The organism is Pseudomonas sp. BN417 (genome assembly GCF_029871205.1).
Lineage (GTDB): Bacteria > Pseudomonadota > Gammaproteobacteria > Pseudomonadales > Pseudomonadaceae > Metapseudomonas.
The window spans coordinates 1-18,859 of sequence record NZ_SSOJ01000093.1 but is presented as its reverse complement, the minus strand read 5'-3'; the positions used below and the strand labels follow the sequence as shown (position 1 = coordinate 18,859).

Annotated in this window: 16 protein-coding genes and 1 pseudogene; 12 read left to right on the top strand and 5 right to left on the bottom strand. The window is 64.4% G+C overall.

What is annotated here, in order from left to right; genetic code table 11:
* Positions 1-246 precede the first annotated feature (246 nt).
* Positions 247-1,218, top strand: a complete 972-nt coding sequence (locus E8F11_RS11790) for an IS110 family transposase (protein WP_280287409.1) — start codon at positions 247-249, stop codon at positions 1,216-1,218.
* A gap of 251 nt (positions 1,219-1,469) precedes the next feature.
* Here E8F11_RS11790 and E8F11_RS11785 read toward each other — a convergent pair whose 3' ends face one another.
* Positions 1,470-2,894, bottom strand: a complete 1,425-nt coding sequence (locus tag E8F11_RS11785) for a PLP-dependent aminotransferase family protein (RefSeq protein ID WP_280289017.1) — start codon at positions 2,892-2,894, stop codon at positions 1,470-1,472.
* 60 nt (positions 2,895-2,954) lie between these two features.
* On the opposite strand from E8F11_RS11785, the gene E8F11_RS11780 reads away from it, so the two are divergent.
* Complete coding sequence (locus tag E8F11_RS11780; RefSeq protein WP_280289016.1) at positions 2,955-3,899, top strand: EamA family transporter; 945 nt, start codon at positions 2,955-2,957, stop codon at positions 3,897-3,899.
* Between the two features lie 419 nt (positions 3,900-4,318).
* Here the strand turns inward: E8F11_RS11780 and E8F11_RS11775 are convergent, their stop codons facing one another.
* Together E8F11_RS11775 and E8F11_RS11770 are read right to left on the bottom strand one after the other, a co-directional pair.
* Entirely contained in the window at positions 4,319-5,020 is a 702-nt protein-coding gene (locus E8F11_RS11775; RefSeq protein ID WP_280289015.1) for an alpha/beta fold hydrolase, read from the bottom strand.
* Between the two features lie 45 nt (positions 5,021-5,065).
* Positions 5,066-5,989, bottom strand: a complete 924-nt coding sequence (locus tag E8F11_RS11770) for a LysR substrate-binding domain-containing protein (protein ID WP_280289014.1) — start codon at positions 5,987-5,989, stop codon at positions 5,066-5,068.
* 531 nt (positions 5,990-6,520) lie between these two features.
* Here E8F11_RS11770 and E8F11_RS11765 point away from each other — a divergent pair.
* From E8F11_RS11765 to gltP, 9 genes are all read left to right on the top strand, one after another.
* Positions 6,521-7,897 (top strand): MFS family transporter, encoded by a 1,377-nt coding sequence (locus E8F11_RS11765; RefSeq protein ID WP_280289013.1) that lies wholly within the window; start codon positions 6,521-6,523, stop codon positions 7,895-7,897.
* Between the two features lie 111 nt (positions 7,898-8,008).
* Positions 8,009-8,551, top strand: a complete 543-nt coding sequence (locus E8F11_RS11760; RefSeq protein ID WP_280289012.1) for a thiamine pyrophosphate-binding protein — start codon at positions 8,009-8,011, stop codon at positions 8,549-8,551.
* On the top strand, positions 8,539-9,138 hold the full coding sequence (locus tag E8F11_RS11755) for a thiamine pyrophosphate-dependent enzyme (protein WP_280289011.1): 600 nt from the start codon (positions 8,539-8,541) through the stop codon (positions 9,136-9,138). The genes E8F11_RS11760 and E8F11_RS11755 overlap by 13 nt, the downstream gene beginning before the upstream one ends.
* A gap of 19 nt (positions 9,139-9,157) precedes the next feature.
* Positions 9,158-10,645 (top strand): aldehyde dehydrogenase, encoded by a 1,488-nt coding sequence (locus E8F11_RS11750; protein ID WP_280289010.1) that lies wholly within the window; start codon positions 9,158-9,160, stop codon positions 10,643-10,645.
* 13 nt (positions 10,646-10,658) lie between these two features.
* Positions 10,659-11,822, top strand: a complete 1,164-nt coding sequence (locus E8F11_RS11745) for an acyl-CoA dehydrogenase family protein (protein ID WP_280289009.1) — start codon at positions 10,659-10,661, stop codon at positions 11,820-11,822.
* 54 nt (positions 11,823-11,876) lie between these two features.
* The gene (locus E8F11_RS11740) at positions 11,877-13,079 is read left to right on the top strand and encodes a CaiB/BaiF CoA-transferase family protein (RefSeq protein WP_280289008.1); all 1,203 of its coding nucleotides are present in this window, start codon (positions 11,877-11,879) and stop codon (positions 13,077-13,079) included.
* A 64-nt stretch (positions 13,080-13,143) separates the two neighbouring features.
* A complete protein-coding gene (locus tag E8F11_RS11735) occupies positions 13,144-13,971 on the top strand; it encodes a MaoC family dehydratase N-terminal domain-containing protein (protein WP_280289007.1) in 828 nt (275 codons plus the stop codon).
* 20 nt (positions 13,972-13,991) lie between these two features.
* Positions 13,992-14,810, top strand: coding sequence for a CoA ester lyase (locus E8F11_RS11730; RefSeq protein ID WP_280289006.1), 819 nt, complete (start codon positions 13,992-13,994; stop codon positions 14,808-14,810).
* Between the two features lie 449 nt (positions 14,811-15,259).
* Positions 15,260-16,591 carry a glutamate/aspartate:proton symporter GltP gene (gene gltP / locus E8F11_RS11725; RefSeq protein ID WP_280289005.1) on the top strand — a complete coding sequence of 444 codons (1,332 nt, stop codon included), beginning with the start codon at positions 15,260-15,262 and terminating at the stop codon, positions 16,589-16,591.
* Positions 16,592-16,927: 336 nt separating this feature from the next.
* Here the strand turns inward: gltP and dmpG are convergent.
* Positions 16,928-17,470 (bottom strand): annotated as a pseudogene (dmpG, locus tag E8F11_RS11720) (4-hydroxy-2-oxovalerate aldolase); the annotation flags it as partial.
* 127 nt (positions 17,471-17,597) lie between these two features.
* Positions 17,598-17,759, bottom strand: a complete 162-nt coding sequence (locus E8F11_RS11715; protein ID WP_280289004.1) for a carbon storage regulator — start codon at positions 17,757-17,759, stop codon at positions 17,598-17,600.
* Between the two features lie 310 nt (positions 17,760-18,069).
* On the opposite strand from E8F11_RS11715, the gene E8F11_RS11710 reads away from it, so the two are divergent.
* Positions 18,070-18,498, top strand: a complete 429-nt coding sequence (locus E8F11_RS11710; RefSeq protein ID WP_280289003.1) for a hydrogenase — start codon at positions 18,070-18,072, stop codon at positions 18,496-18,498.
* Positions 18,499-18,859 lie beyond the last annotated feature (361 nt).

The window sequence follows — 18,859 nt, the reverse complement described above, 5'->3', positions numbered from 1 at the left end:
TTTCCACCCTTGTATCTCGACTATCGCTCTGTGATGGGGCGATAGTTCCCGACTGATCATCGGGGGAGGGTCAGGAAGCCGTTTCCACCCTAAGGCCTCGAGCCAGCAACGTAGATAGTGCTCCTGCCCTCCACACTCACTCGAATAGCTCGAACGGTATCCAGAGCCCACCTCAGGTGAGAGCTCGCATTCACAAGGTCGTGCCGAGTGCAGTGATGATCCTTCTGGAGAGATTGAGGAGTTCGCATGTCCGGCATCGTTGGCATTGACATTGCCAAGCACAGTTTCGATATCGCCACCCAGCAGGCCAACGGCAAGTACCGCACCAAAGCCAAGCTGGCCAATAGCGCGGCGGGTTTTCAGGTACTGCAGGAGTGGCTGCTCAAATACAGCGAACCAGGGGCCTGGATCGTGATGGAGGCCACGGGGACCTACCACGAGGCGCTGGCCGAATACTTCCATGGCTTGGGCTACCGGGTTTGCGTGACCAATCCGGCGCAGATTGCCCTCTATGCCCGCAGCCAACTGCAACGGGTGAAGACGGACCAGGTCGATGCCAAGCTGATTGCCGACTATGGCGCCCGGCACGTGGACGAGTTGCGTGCCTGGCGGCCCGAACCGCCGGCCATCCGCCGCCTGCGGGCCCTGGTACGGCGCCTGCAGGACCTCCAGGAGATTGCCCAGATGGAGCGCAATCGCTTGGACGTCGCCGATGTCAGTGTGCAGGACTCGATTCGTTCGGTGCTGCAACACATCGAACAGCAGATCGCCGAAACCTTGAAGGCGATTCAGGCGCACATTGACGACGATCCCGATTTACGGGGTAAGCGCGACTTGCTGACCAGTATCGACGGCGTCGCGGACAAGACTGCGGCCCTGCTTCTGGCCGAGCTGGGAGACCCGCTGCAATTCAAGAATGCCCGGGCCATCACGGCGTTTGCCGGGCTGAATCCGCAGCTGCGGGAGTCCGGCACCCAAAAGGCCTACGCCTGCATTTCCCGGATGGGCTCCAGCCGACTCCGCGCGGGTCTCTACATGCCGGCCATCGTTGCGCTGACCCACAACCCGGCGATCAAAGCGCTGGGACAACGCCTGCGAAGTCGAGGCAAGGCCGGGAAGCAGATCGTCTGCGCCGCGATGCGCAAGCTGCTGCACATCGCTTATGGCGTCCTGAAATCGGGCCAGCCTTTCGATGCAAAACTGGCCCTTGCGCACTAGGTTCCAAGACGGTATCTACGGGGGCGTTGAGCCCGTAGGATGGGTCGGGCGGCGTTCCGCGAGCTCGCGATACCCATCGACCGCGGCGGGCCGTGTTCGGAGGAGGGAAGCCGGATCGCATAGCGAACCCCTTGTAGGGGCGATTTCAATCGCGAAGCAGACGGGACGTCTGCCCTGAGGCATCCGAGGGGGGCTACTGCGCGCAACTCAGCGATTCATTCGCGATGGCCTTCGCCGGAAATGCATTCCGATCACTCTTGTACCACCCCAACCTCCTGTCGCAGGGCAGCGGCCAGTGCCCGGAAGCCCTCCACCAGCAACCCGTCATCATGGGATGCATTGCTGACGCTGGCTCGCACGAACTGGGGCACCGCCGCCCGACCCACGGCGAAGGCTTCCGCTGTGGAGATCAGGTAGTCCTTCGATTTCAGCTCTGCCTCCACATCCGAGGCGCGCCAGGGCTCCGGTACTTCGATCCAGAAATGCGGGCTCTGTGGGTGCGTCCGGTAGTTCAGTCCCTCCAGCTGCCCCTGCACCAGCGCCTTGCGCCGTTCGATCTCGCTGATCTGCTGGTGCAGCAACTGCTCCGTGATGCCGCCTTCGATCCAGTCACTGGCCAATTCCATCGCCAGCGGCGTAGCCATCCAGCAAGATCCGCGCAGGGCCGCCGCCAGCCGCCCCACCAGCGCCGCCGGAGCGTGCAGGTAGCCCACGCGCAGACCCGCCGCTACCGCTTTGCTCAGGCCGCTGATCAGGATGCTGCGCTCTGGCGCGCAGTGGCTCAACGGCAGCGGTCGGTCCTCCACCAGAACAGCGTGAGCCTCGTCCTCGATAATAAGTAGGTTGTGTTCCCGACATAGTTCGGCAATTGCTTCTCGTCGCGTAGGCGACATCACTGCCGCAGTGGGGTTCTGTAGGGTAGGGGTGCAATACAGGGCGCTCACCCGGTTGTGCCGACAGAGATCGTCCAGCGCCGCCGGGATCAGGCCTTCTTCGTCCATTTCCACCCCCAGCAACCGGATGCCCAGCATGCGCGCGGCACTGATCAGGCCGGGATAGGTGAGTTGCTCGGTGACGACGGTGTCACCGGGGCGCAGCAACGCCATCAGCGTACAGAGCAAACCGTGCTGGCCACCGTTGGTGCACAGCACCTGCTCCGCCTGTGGCTGGAACTTGCCGTTGGCCAGCCAGTGCGCGCCATTCTGGCGGTGGCGCGGCAGCCCCTGTTCCGGGCTGTAGACCATCAGTTCGTGCAATCGCTGTGGATCGCCGGCCAACTGCATCAGGCTCCTGGCGAGGAAGGCGGTTTCCTGCCCCGGGATATGCATGTTGCGGCTCATGTCGAAATGCCCGGCCGTCTCTTCCGTAGCGTTGCGAAAGCCCCCATCCCGCTTGTGGACGAGCTCGCGGTGAAGCACGAAGGTACCGTCGCCCACCCTGGCGATAACCAGCCCCAGGTACTCCAGTTCGGCATAGGCGCGGCTGACCGTACCGGCGGTGACGCCCAGGCGATCGGCGAGGATTCGATGGGGCGGCAGCTTGCTGCCGGCCTCCAGGCTGCCGCTGCGAATCTGTTTTTCCATTGCATCGGCCAGGCGCTTGTACTTGGATCCCTGGCCCGACTCCAGCGCATTTCTGAGCAATGACAGGGTGTCATTAATCGGATTGACAGTCATTTGAAGTCCAAATAGCGTGAATTGACTGCATAAATCTAGCAAATTGGATGCATTGATATCATGTCAATTCTAGAATCCGCCTCTGGGCTGAGCACGACAAAATTGCGTTGGTTCTCCAGACTGGTCAGCGCGCTCCTGTTTCTCATTGTCTGCGTCAGCTGGGGCACCACCTGGCTGGGCATCAAGATCGCTGTGGAAACCGTGCCGCCGCTCACGGCCTCCGGCCTGCGTTTCCTGATCGCTTTCCCGCTGTTCCTCGGCTTCGCCCTGCTGCGAGGCGACTCGATCCTATTCCCGAGAGCGCGGCTGGGCTTCTTTACCTTCGTGACCCTGTGCTACTTCGGCTTGCCGTACTACCTGTTGAATTACGGTGAGTTGCAGGTTTCTTCGGGGCTAACCGCGCTGCTGTTCAGCTGCATGCCGGTATTCATCCTGATCTTCTCGGCGCTCTTTCTCCGCGAACGTATCTACCTGTCCCAGGTCCTTGGCATTGCCATCGGATTCGGCAGTCTGTTCATGATCCTCCGTAGCCAGGGCATGAACCTGGAGAGTTCTGGTTTCGGCGGCGTGCTGGCCATACTCATTGCCGCTTTTATGCATGCACTGTGCTACGTGGTGACCAAGCAGAGGGGCAATGAGATCAGCGTCATCACTTACAACACCCTGCCCATAGGTGTAGCCGGGCTGTTGCTCTTCCTGGCGGGGCTCCTGATGGAACAACCGGACTTTCCGGCCATCAGTGCCCGCTCCTGGGGCGCGCTGGCCTACCTCGGGCTGTGCGCCTCGGTGGGTGGCTTCATCGTCTATTTCTTCCTGCTTAAACGCATGAGTCCGGTGGTGCTGTCGTTCGTCTTCATCATCTTTCCCGTGTTCGCCGTAATCATCGGCGCCTGGTATGAGGGCCAACCAATCTCTTACGACCTCGCGGTCTATTCCGCGCTTCTACTGGCCGGCTTCGCCATCACCAAGGTGCCGCTGGAAAGGTTCCTGCTGAAGAAGGAATGACATCATGGCCTACGAAGATGTCTTCGATTACAAGGCGACGTAGGCCATTTACCGCTACCGATGCTTACCCGGGCGAGTGTTGCGGGTTTGACTTCGCCGATGCCCGTATCCATGCGGTACGTATGACAACGCGCGACTCCAGAGCCGGGAAACCGGCGGCATGGGGTCTGTATTCATTCCAGTCTCAACTTCGTGGATAGGTTGAGCTTGGGCAATACATCGGCCTTGTCTGTTGGGCTTCGCTTCGCTCCAGCGGAACGCCGCCCGCCACATCCTACGGGCGCCGCCTTCGACTGGACCTGTTCAACCCGTAGGATGGGTGGAGCTTGCGATACCCATCGACCGCTGCTGATGGGTATCGCTTCGCTCAACCACATCCTACGGGGCTACGGATCGTGTACTCGTGGCATCCAACCGCGTCAGGAATCCAGCCATTCCCGCAGCAGCGCCAGGGTTCGTTCGGGCATTTCCAGTGGCGGCAGGTGCCCGCATTCCGGCAGGATTTCCAGCCGCGAGCCGGGAATCCGCTCATGCATCAGGCGGGCCTCGGCGACGGGGGTGAGCTGGTCGTCGGCACCGACCACGATCAGCGTCGGCACGCGAATGCCGGGGAGCAGGGGCAGGGAATCGGTCCGGTCGATGATCGCTTGCTGCTGGCGGATGAAGCCTTCCTTGCCCACAGCCACCGCCATCTGCTGCACCGTGGTGGAGACGTGGGTGTCGAGCCAGCGCGGGTGGATCAGGCGGGGCATCAGTTGCGGGCTGACGCCGATGAAGCGGCCGCGATGGGCCAGCTGCAGCAGCCCCCGGCGGGTGGCGGCGCGCTCTGCCGAGTCGAGGCTGGCCATGGTGTCGAACAGGGCCAGGCGCAGGACCCGCTCCGGCGCCTGGCGCAGGACTTCGAAGGCGACATAGCCACCCATGGACAGTGCCGCCAGGGCGAAGCGGGGCGGGGCTTCGTCGAGTACGCGGCGGGCCATGGCGGGAATACTGTCGTCAAGGGTGAGGTCGGCGATGCGCACTTCCCGCTCGCCGGCCAGGTCGGCGGCCTGTTGCGCCCAGAGGCGTTGGTCGTTGAGAAGGCCCGGCAGCATGACCAGGGCGTCAGGGGTCAGATCCATGGAGAACTCTATTCGATCGGGGTACGTGGGGGCAGGGCAGGGGCGTCAGAGCATGTGGCCGGCCCAGATGTCGCGGGCCACCAGGTCGGCGGTGATCTCGACGAAGGACTCGCCGACGAACTTCGCCGCCGGGCTGACGCGGCGGTCGGCCGGATAGACCAGCACCAGCTTGCGCATCGGCTCCGGGTCGATCAGCGGCGCGGCGGTCAGCGTGCCGTTCTGCACCTGGGCGTAGATGGGGGCCAGGGGCAGGAAGGTGAGGCCGAAACCGTTGCGCACCAGGTCGATCATGGCGCCGAAGGAGTCGGCCTCGACATTGCAGCGCAGTTTCACCTCGGCCTGCCGCGCGCACTCTTCGACGATGCTGCGCAGGCCGTGGCGCTGGCTCGGCACCACCACCTGCTGCTCGCGGATGTCGCTGAAGCGCACCGGGGTATCCAGGCGCAGGCCGGCCTCGGCCGGGCCCACCAGCATCAGGTTCTCCATCAGCACGGGCTGGATGCGCAGGGTGTGCAGGGGTTGCGGGTCGTAGGAGAACGCCAGGTCCAGTTCACCGCGTTGCAGCCAGTCCAGCAGGTAGCCGCTGAAGGCGGAGGAGAAGCGCACCACCAGGTGCGGGTGGTCGTCGCGGACCTTGCGTACCAGGGGTACGGTGACGATCTCCGCGATCGTGGGGGTGGTGCCGATGGTGACGCTGCCGCGGAACGAGGATCGCCCGCCGGCTGCCGTGGTGCGGATGGACTCCATCTCCTCGAGGATGCGCGAGGCGTGGGCGACCACCTCCCGGCCGATATCGGTGACTTCCATACCGCGTCCGTGGCGTTCGAACAGGTAGGTTCCGAGTTCCTGCTCCAGATGGCGAATCTGCCGGCTGAGGGCCGGTTGGGCGATGTGCAGGCGGTCGGCGGCCTTGCTGAGGCTGCCCAGTTCGGCGACGTGGATCAGGGTCTTGAGCTGAACGATATCCATCGATGAACCATTGGCGAGGGGCACATGACGCGGCGGCCCCTGTCGGGCGCGGCTGCGCTGAGAGTGTAATGCCATTCGATCCGGAACGAACCCGCACTTCCCCTCGCGAGGCGATCCGCTGTTGCCGCAAAAGGGGCGCCAAGGCCCTGTCTTCGGGCCTTGGCGGGCAAGCGATAAAATTTGGGCATAGCTGATAGATGCAGGCGCGGCTTATTCGCCAGCCCGGGCTGGCGTAGCGTGGCTTCCGTGAGTATTCGCCGCTCCCCGGAGTAGGCACAAGACAACAATAAAAGCTCGAGGGCATGCCCGATGACCTGCAACAGTGCTTCACTTCCTGTCCCCTTCTCCCGAGCCTGCTGGCTCTCCCGCATCCCCGCCCTGCATCCACCGGCACAACTGCCGGCATTCCTTCGTTCGCCGATCGAGCGCTGATCCCGCGTTCCATCGCCCGACAATCCGTAGCCGTGCATTCCGAGCCTGCCCCGTGGCCAGCGCTCAGTTGCGGTTCGCCTCGAAGAAAGGACAACAACAATGACCTCATCCGCTTCCGAGCCCCTCCACGCCGCCAACGACCCGAACCCCAAGACGGCGCCCAGTCGCGCCCGCTCCATCCTGGGCGCCTGCTCCGGCAACCTGGTGGAGTGGTACGACTTCTTCATCTATGCCTACACCTCGATCTACTTCGCCGCCGCCTTCTTCCCCAAGGGTGACCAGACCACCCAGCTGCTGGCCACCGCCGGCGTGTTCGCCGTGGGTTTCTTCATGCGCCCGCTGGGCGGCTGGCTGTTCGGCTGGATCGCCGACACCCGCGGGCGCAAGGTCTCGATGATCATCTCGGTGTTCCTGATGTGCGCGGGCTCGCTGCTGATCGCGCTGATGCCGACCTATGAAAGCATCGGCATCGCCGCGCCGATCCTGCTGCTGATCGCCCGGCTCATCCAGGGCCTGTCCGTCGGCGCCGAGTACGGCACGGGCGCGACCTACATCAGCGAAATGGCCACTCCCGGACGCCGCGGGTTCTTCGGCTCCTTCCAGTACTTCACCATCATCGCCGGGCAGATCCTCGCGCTGCTCACCGTAGTCACCCTGCAGCAGACCCTGAGCAAGGAAGAGCTGACCGAGTGGGGCTGGCGCATCCCGTTCTTCATCGGCGCCCTGAGCGCAATCGTGGTGGTCTACCTGCGCCGAGCGATGCATGAAAGCGCCTCGAAGAAGGACATGCACAAGAAGGAGGCCGGCTCGCTCAAGGGGCTGTTCCAGCACAAGCGCGCCGTGGCCCTGGTGATCGCCTTCACCATCGGTGGCTCGCTGTACTTCTATACCTTCACCACCTACATGCAGAAGTTCCTGGTGATCTCGGTCGGGTTGCCGGCGGAGACGGTGAGCTTCGTCATGACCGCCGCACTGGTGTGCTTCATGCTCTGCCAGCCGTTCTTCGGCATGCTCGCCGATCGGCTGGGGGTGAAGACCCACATGCTGCTGTTCTCCGGGCTTGCCATGCTGGTCGTGGTGCCCTTGCTGTTCGCCCTGCGTTCGGTCGGCAGTCCCATTGTCGCCTTCCTCCTGGTGTTCACGGGCCTGGCCATCGCCTCGTTCTACACACCCATCTCCGGCCTGGTGAAGGCTGAACTGTTCCCGGCATCGGTCCGTGCCCTCGGGGTGGGTTTTCCCTATGCCATCGGCAATGCCCTGTTCGGCGGTACAGCCGAGTATGTGGCGCTGTCGTTCCGCTCCCAGGGCGTGGAGACCTGGTTCTTTTTCTATGTCGCCTGCGTGCTGGCGGTGACCTTCATCGCCTCGCTGCTGATGCCCGACCTGACCCGCTACGGCTATCTCGACGGCAGCGGTGAAATCGAACGGAAGACCGGCTTCAAACGGGTCGGAGCCGTCTCCGGCGCCCACTCCTGAGCTATGCCGGGCGGGCATATCTCAATGACGGAAACGGTAGTCGTCCCTGGCCGGCAACCCACTCAGAATCTGGAAAAAACACGGGGCATCGAGCCCCTGGAGAAGACAGGCATGACAACGCAGGAAACAGCCCTCAACGCGGAAATCGACTGGCAGGTCGACGTGTTCAAGGTCCTCAAGGCCCACGACGTGAAGCACGTGGTGTATGTACCGGACGCCGGCCACTCCGCCGCCATCCGCATGTCCATCGCCGATCCGGACATCCACGACGTGGTGCTGACCACCGAAGAAGAGGGCATCGGCTACCTGGCCGGCGCCTGGCTCGGCGGCGAGCGCGGTGCGCTGCTGATGCAGTCCAGCGGCGTGGGCAACTGCATCAACAACCTGGCCTTGCAGGTCTGTGCACGCTTCCCGCTGCTGATGGTGGTGACCATGCGCGGCGACTGGGCCGAGTTCAACCCCTGGCAGAACCCCATGGGCCAGGCCACCGAGCGCTCGCTGAACCTGATGGGCGTGATGACCTGGCAAGCCGACGATCCCAAGGACGTCGCTCCGCTGCTGCACGGTGCGGCAACCATGGCCTTCAACGGTGATTCCGCTACCGCGCTGCTGCTGGGCCAGCGCCTGATTGGAGAAAAGAAATGGGTCAAGTAAGCGCCAACCACATCCTCGACCGTCGCGAAGTGGTAAAGACCCTGCTGGCCGACCGCAGCGACGTACTGGTGGTCACCGGCCTGGGTTCGGCTTCCTACGACGTGATGGCCGCCGGCGACCACGACAACAACTACTACCTCTGGGCGGCCATGGGTAGCGCTGCCATGGTCGGCCTGGGCATCGCCAAGGCACAGCCGGACAAGTCCGTGGTGGTAGTCACTGGCGACGGGGAGATGCTGATGGGCTTTGGTTCCCTGGCCACCATCGCCCTGCAGAAACCTGCGAATCTGACCATCGTGGTGCTGGACAACGGCCACTTCGGCGAGACAGGCATGCAGGTCAGCCACGCCGGCTACGGCATCGCCCTGGACCAGGTGGCGAAGACCTGCGGCTTCGGCTGGACGGACGAGATCCGCGACATGGACGGCGTGCGTCAGCTACGAGAGCAGATCGCTGTCCGCGATGCCGGGGTGAAGCTCGCCACCGTCAAGATCAAGGCTGAGAACCCGCCGCGCGTGCTCCCGCCCCGCGACGGCAGCTACATCAAGAACCGCTTCCGCGCGGCACTTGGTCACCAGCCCATCTGACCGTAACGAGGCGTCTTCCATGTCGAATCTTGAGCGCTTTCAGAACCTGGTCGATGGCCAGTACCGCGCAAGCACCAGCGGGCGTTGGCTGGCGACCGCCAACCCCTTCACCGGCACCGAGTGGGCCGAGGTGCCGCAATGTGGCACCGAAGATGCGGTACAGGCCATCGAGGCCGCCCATCGCGCCTTCAGCAACGGCTCCTGGTCGACGTCGTCGGCAACGGCAAGGGGCAAGCTGCTGCGCCGCCTGGGCGACCTGATTGCCCGGGATGCGGAGAAGCTCGCCGCCATCGAGGTCCGCGACAACGGCAAGCTCTACGCCGAGATGCTGGGCCAGCTGCGCTACCTGCCGGAGTGGTTTTATTACTTCGGCGGCCTGGCGGACAAGATCGAAGGCGGCGTGCTGCCCAGCGATAAGCCCGAGATCTTCTCCTACACCAAGCGCGAGCCCCTGGGCGTGGTGGTGGCCATCACGCCCTGGAATTCGCCGCTCATGCTGCTGACCTGGAAGCTGGCGCCGGCCCTGGCCGCTGGCAACACGGTGGTGATCAAGCCGTCCGAGTTCACCTCCTGCTCCACCCTGGCGCTCATGGCGTTGTTCAAGGAGGCGGGCTTCCCGGATGGCGTGGTCAACACCGTCACCGGCTTCGGCCACGAAGTGGGCCCGACCCTGGTCGGCCATCCGCTGGTGGCCAAGGTGGCCTTCACCGGCGGCGATGCCACGGGCGCGGCGGTGTACGCCGCGGCAGCCAAGGGCATCAAGCACGTCACCCTGGAGCTGGGCGGCAAGTCGCCCAACATCGTCTTCGCCGACGCCAATATCGAGCACGCGGTGAAGGGCGCCATCTCCGGCATCTTCGCCGCCTCCGGGCAAACCTGCATCGCCGGCTCGCGTCTGTTGGTGCAGCGCAGCGTCTATCAGGAAGTCAGCGAGAAGGTGGTGGCCCTGGCCCGTACCGCCCAGCTCGGCGACCCGATGCTGGCGACCACCCAGGTTGGCCCCATCACCACTGAGCCGCAACGGGAGAAGGTACTGGACTATGTCCGTATCGCCCGCGAAGGCGGCGCCGAATGTCTGCTCGGCGGCAAGCGCCCCGAGGCGGTGGAGCTCGCGTCCGGCTGGTTCGTCGAACCGACCATCTTCGCGGGTGTGAATAACCAGATGCGCATCGCCCGCGAGGAAGTCTTTGGCCCAGTGCTGTCGATCATCCCCTTCGACGATGAAGACGAGGCCATCAGCATCGCCAACGACACGCCCTATGGCTTGGCGGCGGGCGTCTGGACCTCGAATATCCGCCGTGCTTTTCGCGTCACCGATCAGGTTCGTGCCGGCACCGTCTGGGTCAACACCTACCGCGCCGTGAGCTTCATGGCCCCGTTCGGTGGTTACAAGCAGAGCGGTATCGGCCGAGAGAACGGCCAGGTGGCCATCGAGGATTACCTGCAGACCAAGAGCGTCTGGGTGAACCTCGCCGAGGACGTCCCCAACCCCTTCGTCCTACGTTGAGGAAAGAACAACTATGAGCCCCCGTAACAACGAAGAACTGAATGCCATCCGCGAAGGCGTACGCGCCCTCTGCGCCGAATTCCCCGCCGAGTACTGGCGCAAGATCGATGAAGAAAAGGGCTTTCCCGAAGAATTCGTCGCCGCCATGACCCGTGCAGGCTGGCTGTCGGCGATGATCCCGGAAGAGTATGGCGGCTCGGGCCTGGGCCTGGCCGAGGCCTCGGTGATCCTGGAAGAGGTGAACTACTGCGGCGGCAACTCCGGCACCATCCACGGGCAGATGTACAACATGTTCACCCTGCTGCGTAACGGCAGCGAGGAGCAGAAGCGCTACTACCTGCCGAAGCTGGCTAGCGGCGAATTGCGCCTGCAGTCCATGGGCGTCACCGAGCCCACCACTGGCACCGACACCACCAAGATCAAGACCACCGCCGTGCGCCAGGGCGACAAGTACGTGATCAACGGCCAGAAGGTATGGATCTCGCGTATCCAGCACTCCGACCTGATGATCCTGTTGGCCCGCACCACGCCGCTGGCCGAGGTGAAGAAGAAGTCCGAAGGCATGTCGATTTTCCTGGTGGACCTGCGTGAGGCCATCGGCAACGGCCTGACCGTGCAACCCATCGCCAACATGGTCAACCACGAAACCAACGAGCTGTTCTTCGACAACCTGGAAATCCCCGCCAGCAGCCTGATCGGCGAAGAGGGCAAGGGCTTCCGCTACATCCTCGACGGCCTCAATGCCGAACGCACCCTGATCGCCGCCGAATGCATCGGCGACGGCCGCTGGTTCACCGAGAAGTCCGCTCAGTACGCCCGCGACCGCGTGGTGTTCGGCCGGCCCATTGGGCAGAACCAGGGCGTGCAGTTCCCCATCGCCGAAGCCCATATCGAGATCGAGGCCGCCGACCTGATGCGCTGGCGCGCCTGCGAGGAATACGACGCGGGCCTCAATGCCGGGGCGGCGGCCAACATGGCCAAGTACCTGGCGGCCAAGGCCAGCTGGGAAGCGGCCAACGCCTGCCTGCAGACCCACGGTGGATTCGGCTTCGCCAACGAGTACGACGTGGAGCGCAAGTTCCGCGAGACGCGGCTGTACCAGGTGGCGCCCATCTCCACCAACCTGATCCTGTCCTACGTGGCCGAGCACCTGCTCGACCTGCCGCGTTCGTTCTGACCCTGTCAGCCGCGCCCCTTGGCGGGCGCGGCGCCTGCAATCGGGAGCTAATCCATGAGCCAGCCTGCAGCAATGCGCCCCCTCGACGGCATCACGGTGGTCAGTCTCGAACACGCCATCGCCGCGCCGTTCTGTACCCGCCAGCTGGCCGACCTCGGCGCGCGCGTGATCAAGGTCGAGCGCCCCGGCTCCGGCGACTTCGCCCGTGGCTATGACGAGCGCGTCAGCGGCCTCGCGTCCCATTTCGTCTGGACCAACCGCTCCAAGGAGAGCCTGACCCTGGACCTCAAGCAGGGCCCGGCGCTGGCGGTGCTGGATCGCCTTCTGGAAAAGGCCGATGTGCTGGTGCAGAACCTCGCGCCCGGCGCCGCCGCGCGCATGGGCCTGTCCTTCGAGGCGCTGCATGCGCGCTTCCCGCGCCTGGTGGTGTGCGACATCTCCGGCTATGGCGAGGGCGGCCCGTATGAAAAGAAAAAGGCCTATGACCTGCTGATCCAGAGCGAGGGCGGCTTCCTCTCCGTCACCGGCGGCCCGGGTGACGACGAAATGGCCAAGGCCGGTTGCTCCATCGCCGATATCGCCGCGGGCATGTACGCCTACACCGGCGTGCTCTCGGCTCTGATGTTGCGCGAACGCACCGGCAAGGGCAGCCGGGTAGACGTCTCCATGCTGGAAAGCCTGGTGGAATGGATGAATTACCCGCTGTACTACGCCTACGAAGGAGCTCCGCCGCCGCCTCGTGCGGGCGCCGCCCACGCCACCATCTACCCCTATGGTCCCTTCCCGGTCGGCGACGGCAACAGCGTGATGCTCGGCCTGCAGAACGAGCGCGAATGGCAGGCCTTCTGCGCGAAGGTGCTGCAGTGTCCGGCACTAAGCACGGATGAACGCTTTTCCGCAAACTTCAAACGGGTGGCGAATCGCGCGGCCCTGCGGGCCATTATCGTCGAGACCTTCGCTCGGCTTGACTTCGACGCTGTGATCCAGCGCCTGGAGGAGGCGCAGATCGCCAATGCGCGGGTCAACGACATGCAGGGCGTGTGGGAGCACCCGCAGCTCAAGGCCCGCGACCGCTGGCGCCAGATCGGCAGTCCGTCAGGTCCCTTGCCGAGCCTGCTGCCGCCGGCCAGCAACAGCGCCTTTGCGCCGCGCATGGACCCGGTGCCGGCCCTGGGCGAACACACCGAGGCACTGCTGGCTGAACTGAACGTGCCCGCCGAGCAGGCGGAGCAGATGCGCCGGGCCGGAATGATCTGAATTCATGGAGGCCGGTCGGTAGATTCGACCAGGGCTTCCAGTCCAATCGAGGAGCAAGACGAACATGAGTGAAGTGGAGCTGTCCGCCTGGATCGGACGCACCGAGGAAACCCACGACCAGATCAGCCGCAACCTGGTCAAACGCATCGCCGCTACTCTCGGCGAACCCACCCCTGCCCACGGCGAAGCGCTGCCGCCGTTGTGGCACTGGGCCTTTTTCCAGGACCCGGTGTTCGAATCCCGCCTTGGCGGCGACGGGCATCCGGCGCGGGGCGGTTTCCTGCCGCCAGCGGACAACCGCAACCGCATGTGGGCCGGCAGCCGCCTGGAGTTCATCGAGCCGCTGAAGGTAGGCGGGGAGGTGACGCGGATTTCCACCATCCTCGACGTCCAGGAGAAGCACGGCCGCACCGGCTCGCTGCTGTTCGTCACGGTGCGTCATGACCACTTCCAGGAGGGGCGCCTGGCCCTGCGCGACGAGCAGGACATCGTCTACCGCGAGCCGACGCCGCCCAAACTGTCCAGCCCCAACCCGCTGCGCAGCGGTGCCTGGCTGGAGACCGTCGAGCCCAGCCCCACGCTGCTGTTCCGTTATTCGGCGGTCACCTTCAACGGCCACCGCATCCATTACGACTGGCCCTACGTCACCGAGACGGAAGGCTATCCCGGGCTGGTGGTCCACGGGCCGCTGATCGCCACTCTCAACCTGCGCGCCTTCTGCCGTGCCAATCCGCAGGCGCGCCTGCGCCGCTTCGCCTTCCGGGGTGTGCGCCCGCTGATCTGCCCCGAGCGCTTCGAGGTAGGTGGAACGCTGGTGAGTAGCGGCAAGGCGGAAGTATGGGCCGGCAACCAGGCCGGCCTCGCCCAGCTGGGCGAAGTGGAATTCGACTGACAGGGCAGGGGAGTACAACCATGAGCAAGACCGCCATCCGATCCGCGCTGTTCGTACCGGCCACCCGTCCCGAGCGCATTCCCAAGGCCCTGGCCAGCGGCGCCAGCCGGGTGATAGTGGACCTTGAGGACGCCGTCCAGGAAAGCCTCAAGGTGGAGGCGCGGGACAACCTCGAACGCTTCCTCGTCGAGCATCCGGGCGTTGAAATCCTGGTGCGGGTGAACGCGCCGGCCCATCCCCAGCACGAAGCCGACCTGGCCCTCTGCCAGCGGCACGCAGGGGTGGTGGGGGTGATGCTGCCCAAGGCCGAAACTGCCGCCCAGGTCAGACGGGCCGCGGCCACCGGCAAGCCGGTCTGGCCGATCATCGAGAGCGCCAGGGGGCTCTGGGCCGTTGGCGAGCTGGCGGCGGCCGAAGGCGTCGAACGCCTGTCCTTCGGCAGCCTCGACCTGGGGTTGGACCTCAACCTGGCCAGCGGCAGCGAGGCCGCGGAGCAGGTGATGGGGCATGCGCGCTATGCGGTGCTGCTGCATTCCCGTCTCGCCGGCCTGGCGCCGCCCCTGGACAGCGTCTACCCGGATATCCAGAACGCCGACGGGCTTGCCCGGACGGTACGTTTCGCCCGGGACATGGGCTTCGCCGGCCTGCTGTGCATCCACCCCAGCCAGGTGGAGGTGATCCACCAGGCCTTGCGCCCCAGCGACACGGAACTGGACTGGGCTCGCCGTGTGCTCGCCGCGGCGGCCTCGGGGGAGGGCGTATTCGTGGTGGATGGGGCGATGGTGGATGCCCCCGTGATCGGCCGCGCCCGCAGCCTGCTGGAACGGGCGGGGGAATAAGGCCCTGGCCTCGTCGTCTGCGTGAGCGAGCTCATTAGGCAATTGCGGAGTCATGGGTAGGCGTTGCCCCTTTCCAGGGGCTGTGCGTTTTGTTGGGCCACGCTTTACGGGTTTCCCCGCTATAGCCTCCGGGCATATCTGATAGGCCGTAACGCCCGCTGATTCTCGCGCCGCCCCTGGAGTAGCTTTACCTCCGCAGTATTCGCTTCGGCGTCATTCCGAATCACAAGAATAAGAACCGAGGACTTCACTCATCATGCCCCGACTCACTGCCCAGGGCCCCTCCGGGCCACTGCGTCATAACAAGTACCCACGCTTCGATCTGCCGCCTCCTTCGTCTGCCCAACCACGGCCTTAACAGCCAACTCCCCCCCGACAAGTCGCCAACTTTCGCCGGTCCAGCCGACGGAAGCGGGCGGAGCTTTAACCGGACTCAAGGACTACAAGACATGGGCAAAGCCAAACTCAGCCTCGCCTGGCAAATCGTCATCGGCCTGGCGCTGGGCATCGCGGTAGGTGCCGTACTCAACCAGTACGGCGCGGAAAAGGCCTGGTGGATCACCAATGTGCTGCAACCGGCGGGCGATATCTTCATCCGTCTGATCAAGATGATCGTCGTCCCGATCGTCATCGCGTCGCTGATCGTCGGCATCGCCGGCGTGGGCGATGCCAAGAAGCTTGGGCGCATCGGCCTGAAGACCATCCTCTATTTCGAGGTGGTGACCACGGTTGCGATCGTGGTCGGCCTGCTGCTGGCCAATATCTTCCAGCCTGGCGCCGGTATCGACATGAGCACCCTGGGCACCGTGGACATCTCCAGGTTCCAGCAGACCGCCCAGGAAGTGCAGCACGACCACGCCTTCATCGCGACGCTGCTCAACCTGATCCCCTCCAACGTCTTCGCGGCCATGGCACGCGGCGAGATGCTGCCGATCATCTTCTTCTCCGTGATGTTCGGCCTGGCCCTCTCGAGCTTGCCGGCGGAGACCCGTGAACCCTTGGTGAAGGTGTTCCAGCACATCGCCGATACCATGTTCAAGGTCACCCACATGATCATGGCCTACGCCCCCATCGGGGTGTTCGCGATGATCGCGGTGACGGTAGCCAACTTCGGCTTCGCGTCCCTGTTGCCGCTGGCCAAGCTGGTAATCCTGCTGTACGTGGCGGTCGCTTTCTTCGCCTTTGTGGTGCTGGGGCTGGTGGCGCGGCTGTTCGGCTTCTCCATCGTCAAGCTGATGCGCATCTTCAAGGACGAACTGGTAATGGCCTACTCGACCGCCAGCTCGGAAACCGTGCTGCCGCGCATCATCGAGAAGACCGAGGCCTACGGCGCACCCAAGTCCATCAGCAGCTTCGTGGTGCCCACCGGTTACTCCTTCAATCTCGATGGCTCGACCCTCTACCAGAGCATCGCCGCCATCTTCATCGCTCAGCTCTATGGCATCGACCTCAGCCTTGGCCAGCAGCTGACCCTGGTACTGACCCTGATGGTCACCTCCAAGGGCGTAGCCGGCGTGCCGGGGTTGTCCTTCGTGGTCCTGCTGGCCACCCTGGGCAGCGTCGGCATTCCCATGGAAGGCCTGGCCTTCATCGCCGGTGTCGACCGGCTGATGGACATGGCCCGTACCGCACTGAACGTGATCGGCAACGCCCTGGCGGCGTTAGTGATCGCCAGATGGGAAGGGCTGTATGACAAGCAGAAGGGCGACAACTACTGCCGTGCGGTACTGAACCCTGGCGGCAGACGTTCGCCCGAAGTGGGTATCGACATGGCCCCCTGATCTCTTCCTGGCACCACTTCTATCGGCAATGAAGCAGGTGTCTTTCGGAGAGTCGACAGCTGGGATATCAGCTGGGGAAAGCGGACATGCGAGTGTCCGCTTCTGGCCGCAGCGGACACAGGTAGGTGAGGCCAGGCATTGGCTTTCTGCCTAGCGCCCGGCCACCCACTCCTGGCTCAAGCGCCACAGCTCGGCCGCCAACGCCGCAGCGCCGAAGCTCATCCCAGATCGAGTCCAGCGGCTCGGTGCTTCGCCCCCACAGCCTGGTGCGCGCGGCGCACCCTACGGGCGAACGGCTCAATCGTAGGGTGCGCTGTGCGCACCGACCTCGGCGGATCAGGCCCGCCGCGCCGCCAGCAGGTCCAGCGCGACGTCGACGATCATGTCTTCCTGGCCGCCGACCATCCGCCGCTCGCCCAGTTCGACCAGGATGTCGAGGGTCTTCAGCCCGTACTTCGCCGCCGCCACTTCGGCGTGGCGCAGGAAGCTCGAGTAGACCCCGGCGTAACCCAAGCCCAGCGTCTCGCGGTCCACCCGCACCGGGCGGTCCTGCAGCGGCCGCACCAGGTCGTCGGCGGCGTCCATCAGCCGGTAGAGGTCGGTGCCGTGATTCCAACCCAACCGTTCAGCGGCGGCGATAAACACCTCCAGCGGCGCATTCCCCGCGCCGGCGCCCATGCCGGCCAGGCTGGCGTCGATGCGGTCGCAGCCTTCCTCCACCGCGACGATGGAGTTGGCCACGCCGAGGCTGAGGTTGTGGTGGGCGTGCATCCCGGTCTGGGTCTCGGGATTCAGCACCGCCTTGAAGGCACGCATGCGCTCGCGGATGTCGTTCATGTTCATGGCGCCACCGGAGTCGGCCATGTAGATGCACTGGGCGTCATTAGTCGCTGGCCCGGCAGGCGTGGTGCTCCAGGGCGATCGGCACCTCCCGCGCTTCCCGGCCTGGTCCGAGGCGTGCCGCAGTCAGGGGCGCGGGCATCAGAATTCTTCCCGCAGATGCGCGTCAGTTCCGTTGGTGAGGGCAGCTCTCCCAGTCCCTGACCACAATTGCCTTCGGTGCGGTGATACCCAGGACGGCCTTGTTGCCGGTAGCGGCCATCACTCGGACGGTGACGTTGTCGTTGATGCGGATGGATTCGCCGATGCGACGGATGAGAATCAGCATATCGATCTCCTTTCCGCTGATGAGGGGAGCTGGCTGGCGCCGAGCTATCCCCGCCCTGGTGCAACCTTGCAGTCGTGGTATTCCCTGGCTCCAGACCGCGTTGCACGGCGCCAGCCTCAGTACGGTTGATCTTGCTGGTAGCGCGGTAGTTCCAGTGGCGAGCGGCCATTGATCGCAACCCCGGATCGCTATCGTGCGGCCGAGAGCCGATGCGGCGCCCAGGGCAGGATTGCTGGCAGATGGTGGGCTAAGGCCTAGAGTTGATTTCGGGCGCGGGGAAACCGCTGCAGGTCAGGCCAAGGGAGAACCGATGATGATCGAGACTCGGCGCCGGTTGCTCTGGCACGGCATGCTCCTGTTCCTGCTTGGTCTCCTTACCGGCTTGGTCGAGCCGCAGTTCAGCAACCCGCGTATGGGGCTGGCCGCTCACCTCGAGGGGGTCATGAATGGGATTTTCCTCCTGGCGATCGGGTCGGCCTGGATGGAGGTTCGCCTCGGCGATCAAGCAAAAGCCGTTGCTTACTGGACTGCCCTTTACGGCACTTATGCAAACTGGCTTTTCACCACACTGGCGGCTGTTTTCGGCACCGGCGCCATGTCTCCCGTCACTGCCGCCGGCTATAGCGGAGCACCTTGGCAGGAGGGCTTGGTGACGTTCGGTTTTGCAAGTGTCGGGATCTCCATCCTTGTCGCTGTGCTGCTCCTGCTTTGGGGGTTCCGCCAAGGGGCAAGCGCATGATCGGGTGCATATGCATTCCTCAGGCGATCAGGAAGGCTATGTCTGCGTTAGTTGTTGCAGAAGGGCATAGAAGCGTCTAGCACGGACCTTTCAGACCTCAGCGCCTGCCTGAAACTTCCCTCTCCCCCAGCCCCTCTCCCGCAAGCGGGCGAGGGGTGACTCGCGCCTGCCAGGGCGCGGCAATCCTGATGCCTGCTCATTGCCTGAACCTGTGCAGCAGAGGTGGGGCAGCGACTCTGCCCCGTCAGAAGGCCGAGCGGAAGCGTTGCGCAGGGGGACGAGCGGCATGGATGCCGCAAGAGGCGTGCGGGGCCATGGATGGCCCCTCACGCCGGGCCCCCGGAGCAATGATGGAGCGAGG